The organism is Pirellulales bacterium, assembly GCA_035656635.1.
In the GTDB taxonomy this organism is placed as follows: domain Bacteria; phylum Planctomycetota; class Planctomycetia; order Pirellulales; family JADZDJ01; genus DATJYL01.
Genome location: DASRSD010000063.1, coordinates 28,060 through 41,341, shown reverse-complemented (window position 1 = coordinate 41,341; position 13,282 = coordinate 28,060). Strand labels below are relative to the sequence as shown.

The following is a 13,282-nucleotide window of genomic DNA, read 5'->3' as shown; positions in this document are numbered from 1 at the left end:
AAGATTACCGAGAAAAGTGGACGAGCAAAGGCTTTGAAGAAAGTCAATATGGAATTGGGGCTGCGAGTTAGAACAATTCGACATTGACTTTTGAGGCAGACACTCGACTTTTGAGGCAAGTCGTCTTTTTTAGGCAAAGCCGACGTTCGTGTGTACGTCTGTATACTATGTTGCGATGCTAGCACTGTCAACACAACGCGAGACCATCGACGCCTTGCGGCAGCAGCTTCATTTTTGGGAAGTTGCTCGACGTCCAACACTTCCACCGTTTTCAAGCGGATGCGAAGCGTTGGATCGTCTGTTGCCCGGCCGCGCCTTTCAGCGCGGCACGCTGACTGAATTCCTCGCCGATACCGGAATCGCTGCAACTGCATTGGGGTTGATTGCCGCACGGCAAGCCTGCCTGGATGGCGCAACCTTGGTGGTGGTTGATCGCGGATGGTCATTTTATCCGCCAGCAGCCAACACGTTCGGCATCGACTTGGGTTCCACGATATTCATTCGCCCGCGAACTCGCAAGGACGAGCTTTGGGCTTTGCACCAATCGCTGTCCTGCAAGGGGGTCGGGGCTGTCTTATGCTGGCCAGACAAATTAGACGGACGAGCATTTCGTGCCTTGCAGTTGGCGGCAGAATCGAGCGGTAGCGTCGGGGTATTCATTCGCTCCCTCTGCGTGCGCGGACATCCAACTTGGTCCGACATGCAACTTTTGGTGGAAGCTCGGCCTGCTCTCAATACAACTCGTCGATTACGAATCGAAGTCGTTCGCTGTCGAAACGGTCATGCAGGGGCAACGGTGGAATTGGAACTGGACGATGAAACGGGAACGCTCCAAGAATCGCGCACTGTGTCTCTGGCTCCCTCAATGGCCATTGCAGCGATTGCGCCTAGCACGGCCAGAGCTTAGGCACCGCGAACTGATTTTGTATGCACTGCACCGTGGTTGCCTGCGAGTAGTCGCCAGCAGCAAGCGAAACATTCCGCTAGGAATGCCATTGGCCGAAGCGACGGCGCTGGCTGCCGCTCACTTTGAACAGCATGATCCGCTGGCCGATCAGGCGACGCTCTTATTGCTGGCCGCATGGTGCGAACAGTTCAGCCCGATTGTCGGCATTGAACAGCCGGACAATCTTTGTATGGACGTGACAGGCTTGGGGTCACTGTTCGGCGGGGAGCCGTTGCTTGCCCAACAAATCGTCAAAACATCGCATCGTCGTGGTCTTTCGATTCGAGTTGCAATTGCGGACACACTTGGGGCCGCATGGGCCGTAGCACACTATGGCGAGTGTCCCGGCATTGTGCCGCACGGCGAAATGAACGCACTGGTCGATTTGCCCATTGCCTCCCTGCGCATTGAAGAAACAGAGATTCTCGCTGAGTTAGGTGTTGAGAGAATCGGCCAACTGTTGAAACTGCCACGCAATGCGATAGCCTCCCGTTTTGATCCGCTGCTTTTACGTCGGCTGGACCAATTCACAGGCTTAATTCCCGAAACAATTGTATCACATCGGTCCCTGCCAGAAATCACAACAGAAATCGAGTTGGAATATCCTACCGAAGATCGACAGACGGTTGACATTATTCTCCGAGAACTTGTGGAGCGTGTCGCACAACCATTGGCGCAGCGACAGCAGGGAGCAATCCAGTTGGAATGTCAATTCCGATGCGAAGATGCCGAGCCACTCAAAATACAAGCGGGTTTGTTCCGGGCTAGTGCCGATCCAAAACATTTGCTCGACCTGTTGCGAATGCGATTGGAACGAGTTGTACTCGGTGGTCCCGTAACCGCAGTCAAATTATCAGTGCCGCTCGCCGCTCGTTTGCAAACCTGGCAACCGGAACTTTTCGAGCCGTCGCGGCGTGAAGGGAGGCGGCAAGTTGGCTTGCTTGTGGATCGACTCAGCAATCGGCTCGGGCGCGAATCGGTCATTCGCGCGGTGCCACAATCCGAGGCCCAGCCGGAATTGGCGTTTCGCTACGAACCGCTGGCTGGCGTGCCGCCACGCAAATCAAAACAGCAGCGCTGGAAGCAGTTGCCGCGACCATTGTGGCTGGAAGCCGAACCCATTCCGCTGGAAGTGCTGTCGGTCGTGCCCGATGGTCCGCCCATCCAATTTCATTTCCACGGTCTGCAACGAGTCGCTCGCACTTGGGGACCAGAGCGAATCCAAACTGGGTGGTGGCGCGGCCGTTACGTCCAGCGCGATTACTACCGGATCGAGACGACGACGGGCAGACGCTTCTGGTTGTTTCGCCGGCTATCGGATGCCAAATGGTTCTTGCATGGGGTATTCGACTGATGCCTGACAAACCAGAAAGCAAACGTAGGCCGCTCGAAGCTGCCACAACAAGCGCACCTGCGGCGATTCCCTACGCCGAACTCCATTGCAAAACCAATTTCTCATTTCTGGAAGGTGCTTCGCATCCTGACGAACTTGTCTGTCGTGCCGCCGAACTTGGATACAGGGCGCTGGCGATTACGGACCGCAACAGTTTGGCCGGAATCGTGCGAGCGCACGGAGCGGCCAAGCAAGCACAATTAAAATTGCTGTTCGGCACTGAACTCACTCTTGTCGATGCCTCTACGGTTGTTCTGCTAGCCACTGATCGCAAAGCCTACGGTCGGCTTTCCCGCTTGATAACCATTGGCCGGCGCAATGCTCCCAAAGGTGAATTCCGGCTGTCGTTCGATGAGCTTGCCGGTCATGCGGAAGGGTTGCTCGCCACTGTCGCTGGCGAAGTCAGTCGGCACGATCTTTTCCGTTACCGTGAATTGTTTGCGGATCGCTGTTACTTATTAGCTGAATTGCATCGGGGGCCAAACGACGAGCGCGAGCTAGAACAGCGGATGCACTTGGCCAAACAAGCTCGTGTGCCCTTGGTCGCGGCCAACGATGTGCATTTTCATCATCCTTCGCGGCGGGCGCTGGCTGATGTACTGACTGCCACGTGCCACGGTTGCACTGTGGCTGACGCCGGCGAACTCTTGTACCCCAATGCCGCTAGGCACTTGAAAGCGCCGGAAGAAATACAGGAGTTGTTCGCTCGTGCGCCCGACGCGATGCGGCGAACCATCGAAGTCGCCAGCCGATGCACGTTTTCATTGGACGAGCTGCGCTACGAATACCCGGAAGAATTGGCACCAGCCGGGCAGACGCCGCTGGAACATTTGACCAAGCTCACTTGGGACGGCGCTCGGCAGAGGTATCCCAATGACATTCCAGCGAAGGTTCGACAACTTCTGGAACACGAACTGGCGCTGATCGTCGAATTGCGGTATGAAGCGTATTTCCTGACCGTGTGGGATTTGGTGCGCTTCGCGCGTTCGCGGAACATTCTCTGCCAAGGTCGGGGATCAGCAGCCAACTCAGCGGTTTGCTATTGCCTGGGTGTGACCTCCGTTGATCCCGAACGGATCGACGTTTTATTTGAAAGATTTATTTCGCGCGAACGCAACGAAGCGCCCGACATCGACGTGGATTTTGAACACGAGCGCCGAGAGGAGGTCATTCAATACGTTTACCAAAAGTATGGCCGCGAACGAGCGGGCATGACCGCCGAAGCCATTACATACCGGCCCCGCTCCGCCGTGCGAGACGTAGGCAAGGCATTAGGACTGTCGTTGGATCGAGTCGATGCGCTGGCAAAAACTCTCGATAGGCACAGTACGTTGCCCGAACAGCGCTGCGCCGCTGCCGGGATTGATCCGCAATCGCAAGTCGGCAGGCAACTGTTGGGCTTGGTAGGCGAACTACTCGGCTTTCCCCGCCACTTGGGACAACACGTCGGGGGACTGGTGATTACGCAAGGTCCACTCTGTGAGCTGGTGCCGATTGAGAATGCCGCGATGGATGGACGCACGGTGATCCAGTGGGACAAGGACGATCTGGACGAACTTGGCATCTTGAAAGTGGATTGTCTTGCGCTTGGGATGCTCACCGCGATTCATAAATGCTTCGACCTTGTGGAGCAGTATCACCATCGCAAACTTTCAATGGCAGATATTCCCGAAGGAGACAACGGCGTGTACGACATGATCTGCCGCGCCGACACGATGGGAGTGTTTCAAATCGAAAGTCGGGCGCAAATGAGTATGTTGCCGCGACTGCGACCGCGCAAATTTTACGACCTCGTAATTGAGGTTGCCATCGTTAGACCGGGCCGATTCAAGGCGATATGGTGCATCCGTATCTGCGACGACGGGCTAGTGGCGAAACGGTTGAATATCCCAACGATGAAATCCGCGAAGTGTTGCACAAAACTTTGGGCGTGCCGCTATTTCAAGAGCAAGCGATGAAACTTGCGATTGTCGCGGCTGGATTCACGCCAGGCGAAGCCGATCAATTGCGACGAGCGATGGCTGGCTGGCGACGACCGGGAGAAATCGAGCAGTTTCATCAGCGGTTAATCGCAGGAATGAAGGAGAAAGGGTTATCAGATCAATTCGCCGAAACGGTGTTTCGTCAAATTCGTGGCTTTGGCGAATATGGTTTCCCGGAAAGCCATGCCACGTCGTTTGCGCTGATCGCTTATGTTTCGGCTTGGTTGAAGTTCCATTATCCGGCGGCGTTCTGCGTGGCGCTACTCAACAGTCAGCCGATGGGCTTTTATGGTACAGCGCAACTCGTGCGAAATGCACAGGAGCATTGCGTTGATGTTCAACCCGTGGACGTGAACTACAGTCGATGGGATTGCACACTGGAAGGCAACGCAATCCGTTTGGGGCTGCGAATGGTCGTTGGCCTTTCGCAATCGCAAGCATCGCGGATCGAACAACAACAACCGTTCCGGTCGATGGATGAATTCAAAGGGAATGTGCCTGCGAGTATCGTTGAACGGCTGGCAAGAGCCGATGCGTTCGGATCGTTGAAACTGAATCGTCGAGCTTCGTTGTGGCAGGCGTTATTGCCGGCAACGACAAAGGGGGTCTGCCCCTTGTTCGACGGTTTGTATGATGGCGAAGCGCCAATCGACTTACCTGTGATGGACGCGCGGTCGGAAGTGTTTGCCGATTATCGCACTGCGGGTTTGTCACTCAAAGCGCATCCGGTTTCATTCTTCCGTCGAGAGTTGGACCAGTTGGGTGTAGTGCCGGCTGCGCAGTTAGCAGCGCTGCAAGATGGCAGATTTGTGCGGGTCGCTGGATTGGTTTTGGTCCGTCAGCGGCCCGGCACAGCCAAGGGGATAACTTTCGTCACGATTGAAGATGAAACCAAGGAAGCGAATCTCATCATTCGGATGGATGTTTGGGAGAAATTCTATTCCGTAGCCCGCACTGCGCCGGCCTTCATCGCCAGTGGCCGATTGCAGAACCAACAAGGCGTCATTCATGTTCTCGTTTCACGCTTGGAAAACATGAACGAGCGGCTGAATGAACTTCGCTCACAATCGCGGGATTTTCAATAGTGCCGCAAGTTAGACTGGCTGCCGAACCATTGGCCCCAGAGCACCCCAGAACCGAACAGCCCTGATCTCAGAACCTCAGCCGTCATACTCGAAAAATTCACGGCCATCCAGGCTCGCTCCCACTAACTTAGCCGGATGAACGACACTCCGTCGGCGATCACCCGATCCAAAGTAGCAGGACTGCCGGCAATGAGCTAGACTTCCAAGTGAGTCAATTTCCCAGTCCTCGGAGAACCAAAAACAAGCCACGATTAGGCTCTGAATACAACTTGATTGACGCGCGTGCGTTAAATCTGCTTCCCTCAAAAACCGCCAGATAGAGTCTCACGACTCTAGCAGAAGAAGCAGTGCTGACCGCGCTCCCGTAAGGGAGCGTCGGCTAGTGCTGTTCTTCTGCGGCCCCTGGCGGGGCTTGAGGGAGCGGCCTAGTTCGGCGCTCCTCTTTTTTTGCGCAATTAACCATGAAAACACAAGAACCCTTTGACCCAAATGATCGCGTCTACGACACCTGTGATGATGCAGACCCTCGTCCCTGCCTAGTGCAAATGAGGTTTTCGTTTCCAGGCTCATGGGACACATCTCGTTATCGCTTCCTCACGGCAAATCGTACATCAACGACGGTAAAGCGAGACGAAATCGCGTCTGAGAAAAATGCTAATTACGATTTCCGACGATTCGCGGCACGATTTACTGTTTTCGTCATTTCATGTTCGTCTGTATTGATTTGGCTCTTGCCAAACGCAGCAATCGCGGATGAAGCACCCGTCGGTGTACACAAGCTGGAAGATTTCAATGTTCTTGGCGATCAAATTTCCACCCCGCTGTCCGAATTCAAGCACCGGCATCCTGATACTAAGCTCGACACATCGGATGCAGAACGTAGTAACGGGATAGATTGCTATGCTTTGACTAATCTTGGCCAAGTCAGTCAAGCTCGATTCTCTTTTTACAATAACCAAGTTTTCGGCATCGAAGTTACTTTTACTCGTGAACAAATTGCTAAATTTGGCGGCGTCAAAGAAATCTCGAAAATGCTCGCCGCCGATTTCGGCCTGCCCGATCGGACGACAGAGGTTCCAGACCTCGGAACGATTTCGATTTGGACTCCGATGTCTCTTAAACGACGGGCTGAATTTGCTATTTTCGCGGAGGCCGCAGTCCTCGTCGTTCTCGACACACAGGCCGAGCATGAAATTCATCCGCCGCCTACTCCCGACGCCGCCAAACAGGAACTCGTCGAACGTGCGCGAGCCATGAATACAGGCTTTGACAAATTCGAGAAGAGCATAATCGTATTGCTCCGTAATGGAGAAAAGCTCGGTCAGAGCAATACGTCCGATAAAGTCAAGTATACTTATGAACGATTCCGCGAGATAGCGAGCAATGCCGAGCAAAAGACGGCGACCATTCGTGCGATTGTTCAACGAGCCGCTGATGGGGACACCTCGGATGAGGCAAAGGATGGTGTCACTCTCAGCGCCAGAGTTGCACTTTGGTACGGTCATGCGCTTAGCGCTGCAAATGATAGGCTGATACGAGCGGTAGATGAAGCGACTGAAAGAGACGTGCGGAGACGCCAGTTGGCAACGCAGAGCGCACGCGATCTTGGCTACGGGGTAGGAGTAACGATGGAGGGTTACAATTTCCTGCGAGATGGCATCGAAAAATGGGAAGCCGATGTAATTTTGAATTCCACTGGCGTTGAGCGATCGCGCAGCGGGAACCTGGTTGTGTATTGCTGGAAAGATGGGTCTAAGATTATTACTGCTACATTCAGCAGCGACAAACTTGTTTCCAAGGCTCAATCTGGCTTATAGCTACGGTCGCTCCTAGGCGCTGATTAAACTACATACGTGCAGACGACTACGTCCAGTCCAGCCGCCATATTCAGGCTCACGCGGCCCATTTACTTGGTAGGCAAACGGACCTTCCACAACTTCAATACGTTCCCGAAAGAGTCTCAAGTTAAGGCGCACACGGTCGCTTCGGGGAACGCGCCAGCCGGCTCCTGCTTCCCATGATACTAAGCGCATCTCTGGAACCTCTGCTGCTTGAAGGCAAGAGGCCCAACGATGCGACGCTATGCTTGGAGTCAACAGCTTCGCAATAGCTTGATGAATCAATGTCCCCTGCGCGGACTCTCGACCCGTCAGGATTACGGCGGGAGTTCTCGTAGTGGGACGGTTGATGGCTTCCGCGACCCAATTCTTCAACCAGTCGCGTTGGTCATCACAAGCCTCGAACAATTGGTCCCAATAGTTATGATTTTGCCGTGGTTCCGCAGATTCCTGATGCACTCACGAAACGTAGACTCTCCCAGGCCATAGCGGATGCGCACCCATCATGCGAAAAGATTTCCGACGATTCCGTCGTCATCGCTCACCAAGTGACTGTAAAGGCTAGTCGTACCAAGCGACGAGTGACCGGCGGCTTCTTTTACTTCAACGATGCTGCGACCCGCGTGGAGCGCGTGGGAAATGAAAGAGTGTCGCCCATGATGAATCGTAATTTCATCCTGCCGTTCACGCCCCAGGATTCGGCAACTGGCTTTGAATCGCTTGCGGGCATTTCGCCGGTCGATCTGTTTCCCGATACTGCCCTTGCTCAATGAGCAGATAAAAAGGTCGCTTCCAGTGGCTCCCTGCTCGGTGCGAAGCTGCTTCCATGCCCTCAGATCGTCGAGAGTCCCTTGATCGAACGAGAGCGGCACCACCCGCGCTTTGGCACCCTTTCCGATGGTTTTCGGGACCCGGATGCTGGGGCTAGTGCTGCCCACTCGCACGTGATCCATAGCCAGACGAATTAGCTCGCTCGCCCGCAAGCCGCAACAGCAGGCGAGACGGAACAGCACAAGGTTCATGTGCGTGTTTGCAGATCGGCGAGATTTGCGCTTCAGATCGCCTAAAACGGCCAGGATTTCTGCCTTAGTCAGCACTTTGCTGCGGTTGACTGTCCAACTGCCCATAATGGGGCCTCCCTAACGAATTTAACTGCTTTACTGTAAGCCTAGTTCAAACTAGGCAAAATACAACACGGGTTTGACTGCTTTCCCTCTGAATTGCAGTCAAATTCGTAATCGGCATTGTTTTCGCTACGTTCGGAGTATCCGTCAGTTTATTTCAGTAGGAATGAAAAGCTCTCACTCGGATTGTGGCGGATTGGGGTGCGATCCGGTTAGACCCTGTTAGAGGCCGACCTGGATGTGCATCGCCTAGCCAGACAATCGCTGGGCTGCACAGACGTGTTTGGTTTCTGATCGCCGGATCAACGACGGTCGGGTTCCGAATTGAGAGATCAGAAGCCGGTGCAAGCGGAGCTTTCGACACATCCGGTATTCAGATCAGCGATATGTGAGAAAACTTCTAGCGGATACGGCAAAAAAGAGCTTTGATGGGATAGACCCCTAAGAGAGTTCGGTGTCGCTGCTCGCTTTGTCGCCGTGGGTATACACATCTCACGCACGGACGAGCTTTACCAATCCGACCGAATCACTGCATTCATCCACGTCCAATAGAAGTGTTTCCGCTCGGCAGGGATGCCCTTCTACCCGGCTGACTTATTTGGCGTAGGTCATGAAGCTCTCGGGCTTCATCTCAAGAAGACACTCGCGCGTAAACGAGCAACTCGCTTTTTGACCAGACTGGCATCGTGGTTGCGCTTGCGTATTTCCGAACACTCAATCCACAACGCGCCTTTTCACAATTATTCCTTTGAAAGCTAACATGAACATTCCACTTCCAGCACTTCGACAAATAGATATTGACCGCTTCAATATGAAAACGCAACAAGGCTCTCCAAATGAATGTTGGCCCTGGAAGGGAGCCACATATCAAAGCGGATATGGAATGGTGAGCATTAAACGGAAGATATTCCGTGCGCCCAGAATTGCTTATTTCCTACAACACAGTGTGGACCCAGGACATTTATGTGTGTTGCATAAATGCGATAACCCCAAGTGTGTTAATCCAAATCATTTGTATGCTGGTAATTCAGCACAGAATGTGCGCGACCGTGTGGAGCGCGGTCGATCGTGCAGAGGCGAGCAGCACGTAAGTGCAATTCTTAACACTAAAGATGTCCGTTTCATACTTGCCTCTCCTCTTACGGCAGATGTGCTAGCGAGCACGTTTGGCGTTAGCGAGTCAACGATACGGTCCATACGTGCCAGGAGAATTTGGAAGCACATTCAATGCCCGAACGATTTGGGCAAACATACAGAATGCTACGAGAACCTACTGTCGAATGTTCAGAGTGCGGCAAATAACTAGACGTAGTTTGTGTATCACGCGACAAGCAGTCTTGTTCCCGCTTCAGCTCGCTATGCCGTGCCTTATTTAGGGACAGGTAGGCATAGATCAAAGCTGTCTCCCGTGCCGCAGGTTCCCAGACAATTGTTTGGGGCGCTCGTGTGTCCGGCCTGGCTGGCCACGCTGGACGGCACATTCCCGAAAACATTTATACAAAAGTATTTGCTATCAAGCGTACTTTTCACAATCTAACTAAGTAAATCTGAATACCCAGCCAGCATGGCCATGCTGGACATCAAGGAACAACAACTGGCCACTTTAGTTACTTTTTAGGAGAGAGTTTATGCCTACAGTCTTAGAAGGTCTCAGCAATTTCCTCACTGCTCGCTCAGCGACGCACAATGCGCCGGAGCTATTGGCGCTGTGGGGTCCGCACATGGAAACACAGGTGAACGCTTCACCTGGCAATGGTGAACCGGTAGAGAACCGGAAGAATACCTGGACGGATGGCACCTACGAGTGGCATTCAATCCGTATCCCGAAGAACGCTTACAGCGAACCGGAGTTCAGCGACTATCCGTTGAAGTACCCGTTTGACCTGCACGCCGAAGGTATCGGCATGACCGGCTGGGATTGGAAGAAGCGCGTGTCGCGCCATCTTGGCTTCGACTTCGACAGCATTACAGGACACGCTGCTGGTATTGGTATCAGCAGAGACGACCTGGATACGGTGAAGAAGAACGCCTGCAAGATTCCCTGGGTGGAAGTGCGCAAGAGCACGGGTGGGAAAGGGCTGCATCTCTACGTCTACTTCGATGAAGCGGGCGTGCCGACCGAGAACCACACAGTTCACGCGGCCTTGGGCCGAGCGGTGTTGGGTCTGATGTCCACCGAGACAGGATTTGACTTTGCTTCGCAGATTGATGCCTGCGGTGGGAATATGTGGATTTGGCATCGGAAGATGTCAGCAGCCAATGAAGGGCTGATGCTCATCAAGGCCGCGACACAGAAGCTTAACGTAGCCGACTTGCCCGCGAACTGGCGGGATCATGTTGAAGTTGTAAGTCGTAGTAGAACGAGGGTTCGCGTGGAAGGCATAGATGCCGAGGACATTGATGCGTTTGAATCGCTCGTATCTTGCAGGCAAAAGACATCGCTAGATAAGAAACACAAAGCAGTCATTGATGCACTTCTACGTTCAGGCTATTCCACATTTTGGGTGCCCGACCATCACATGCTGCAAACGCACACTTGTGCGTTGAAGAAGATCGTTGAAGAGATCAAGATCGAAGGCATGTTCAATACCAACTCGCAAGGCCGCAATCCTGGCGAACAGAACTGTTTCATGTATCCGTTGGACAACGGAGCATGGAAAGTTTATCGCTACTCGAAAGGCTCAATCGAGCATCCGTCTTGGCAGCAAGATAAAGAAGGCTGGACCACTTGCTATTTCAATCGTAAGCCCAGCCTCGATGAAGCTGCGTCCGCCCTGGGCGGCGCTGAACGATCTGCGGGAGGCTTCGAGTTCGACACCGCGAAAGAAGCCGTCAAAGTGATCGAGGCAATGGGTGAGGCGGTACGGTTGCCAGAAGAACTGGAGGACCGCGAAGCTCACGTCATCAAGAACAAGGACGGCCAAGTCGTTCTCGCTGTCAAGCGCAAAGATAAGGAAGAAGCTCGTCCGAAGGGCTGGGCATCGAAGCGCGGCGGCTGGTGGGAGAAAGTGTTCAAGATGCTAGACGTAGAGAATCACAACGAAACGCAATTCGATCAGTACGACAAAGTCATTCGACAACTTGTAACGCCGGCAGAAGAGGATGCAGGCTGGATGCTGCGTTCAAAGAAAGGAATTTGGCAACGCTTCTCGACTGAAAAGGTGAAGATGCGACTTATCAACCTGAGCATTCCTGAATCGGAAGTCAAAGCACTTCTGGGCGGCGCAATCGGTGAGGCTTGGACGCTAGTGAATCTGCCGTTCCAAGATGAATATCCTGGCGATCGACAATGGAATCTCGGCGCTGCGCAGTTCGTTTACAAGCCCATCCCGATTGAGGATGAAACACCTCTTCATCATCCACATTGGGATAAGATTCTCAAGCATTGTGGGAATGACCTTACCGCCACACTCAAAACGCTCGACTGGGCACAGAATGCTGGCGTTCAGACGGGCGAGGATTATTTGAAGTCATGGATCGCCTGCGCTTTCCGCTGTCCGTTCGAGCCGTTGCCATATCTATTCTTTTATGGGTCGCAGAACTGCGGGAAGTCGATCTTTCACGAATCACTTTCTGCGCTAATCACAAAAGGAGTGGTGAGGGCAGACAGGGCGCTCACAAACCAAGGTGATTTCTGTGGCGAACTTGCCAACGCAATCATCTGTGTCGTGGAAGAGAAGGACATCAGCAAATCCAGCGGCGCGTACAACAAGATCAAGGATTGGGTAACGAGCCGAATGATCTCGATTCGCAAGATGCGAACGGACAGCTATGAACAGCCCAACACCACGCACTGGATTCAATGTGCAAATGATCCTGGAGCTTGCCCGATCCTGCCGGGAGACACACGGATCACCTCGATCTACGTCTACGACCTAGAGCCGGATCAAGAAATTCCCAAGATGATCCTGATGGATCGGCTGCGGGAAGAAGCACCGGCGTTCATGCGGACGCTGCTCGATCTGGAATTGCCCCCTATTGTGGGACGCTTACGACTGCCTGTTCTTTGGACGCCCAATAAGGATCGTCTGATCCATACAAAACAGGAGATGCTCGTAGAAGAAGCATCTTTCAAGAATTCGGCGGTGCGGACCATTAACCTGAAAGCGTTTGTCGAGACGAAGTGTCGCCTTATCCCAAATCGTTGCGTTTCAAAGAATAAAATTTTTCGAGCTTGTAATGACTGGCTGCGATCCAAATCGCAGCACGGATATGGAGGAAAAACTGGCAAAGGCCAGTTTTCCAAAGATTTACTAAATCTTTTCCGAGACAGAATAACTTCCAATAAGAAGAGTAGAAATCACAAAAGGATTCCCTGCTTCCTTGGAATCACTCTGCAATCTTCGGAAAAAGCCGGCCAGGTGAACATTATAAAGTCAGATGCGATCTCGCTCTGCGCCTCAAACTCTTCCGGTGACACTTTCGATCATCGGCTGGCATCTTAATCAATTGCTTGGGATGCCGTTGCTCATAAGCGGCTACTACGGACGCGCTATGCAAGGTGATCGCACAGCATCTGAGGAACCATAAATATTTTTACAAGGAATGATGAAATGGACACTGAAACTTCACGGCCATTGGATGTTAAGGATATTGCCGCGCGACTCCGCTGCCATCCCCGCACGATTTGGCGAATGGAGGGACGAGGCCAAATTCCCGAAGCTCGGAGGTTCGGAAAAAAAGTGATTTGGGACCGAGATGATTGGGAGCAGTGGTATCGGAACGCAGGTCGAAACTAGAATGGAACAACCGGAGACAAACTTATGGCCAGCATTTTCAAGCGTGGATATTGGCGAACCGACAAGCAAGGCAAGCGAGTTCGCAGCGAAAGTCGCGTCTATTACATAAAATACACCGATGGCGACGGCAAGCCGCAGCGTGTTCGCGGCTATAAGAGCAAGGAAAAAACGAGCA

Annotated in this window: 7 protein-coding genes; all 7 read left to right on the top strand. The window is 53.0% G+C overall.

Annotation, left to right across the window (positions count from 1 at the left end; genetic code table 11):
* The first annotated feature begins 175 nt into the window (after nucleotides 1–175).
* Complete coding sequence (locus VFE46_05550) at nucleotides 176–907, top strand: hypothetical protein (GenBank protein ID HZZ27454.1); 732 nt, start codon at nucleotides 176–178, stop codon at nucleotides 905–907.
* Entirely contained in the window at nucleotides 816–2,300 is a 1,485-nt protein-coding gene (locus VFE46_05545) for a DNA polymerase Y family protein (GenBank protein HZZ27453.1), read from the top strand. Before VFE46_05550 ends, VFE46_05545 begins: the two co-directional genes overlap by 92 nt.
* Nucleotides 2,300–4,297 carry a PHP domain-containing protein gene (locus tag VFE46_05540; protein HZZ27452.1) on the top strand — a complete coding sequence of 666 codons (1,998 nt, stop codon included), beginning with the start codon at nucleotides 2,300–2,302 and terminating at the stop codon, nucleotides 4,295–4,297. Before VFE46_05545 ends, VFE46_05540 begins: the two co-directional genes overlap by 1 nt.
* Nucleotides 4,180–5,406 carry a hypothetical protein gene (locus VFE46_05535; protein HZZ27451.1) on the top strand — a complete coding sequence of 409 codons (1,227 nt, stop codon included), beginning with the start codon at nucleotides 4,180–4,182 and terminating at the stop codon, nucleotides 5,404–5,406. Before VFE46_05540 ends, VFE46_05535 begins: the two co-directional genes overlap by 118 nt.
* Before the next feature lie 461 nt (nucleotides 5,407–5,867).
* Entirely contained in the window at nucleotides 5,868–7,223 is a 1,356-nt protein-coding gene (locus VFE46_05530; GenBank protein ID HZZ27450.1) for a hypothetical protein, read from the top strand.
* A 455-nt stretch (nucleotides 7,224–7,678) separates the two neighbouring features.
* A complete protein-coding gene (locus VFE46_05525) occupies nucleotides 7,679–8,017 on the top strand; it encodes a hypothetical protein (protein HZZ27449.1) in 339 nt (112 codons plus the stop codon).
* Nucleotides 8,018–9,996: 1,979 nt separating this feature from the next.
* Entirely contained in the window at nucleotides 9,997–12,813 is a 2,817-nt protein-coding gene (locus VFE46_05520) for a DUF5906 domain-containing protein (protein HZZ27448.1), read from the top strand.
* Nucleotides 12,814–13,282: the final 469 nt, after the last annotated feature.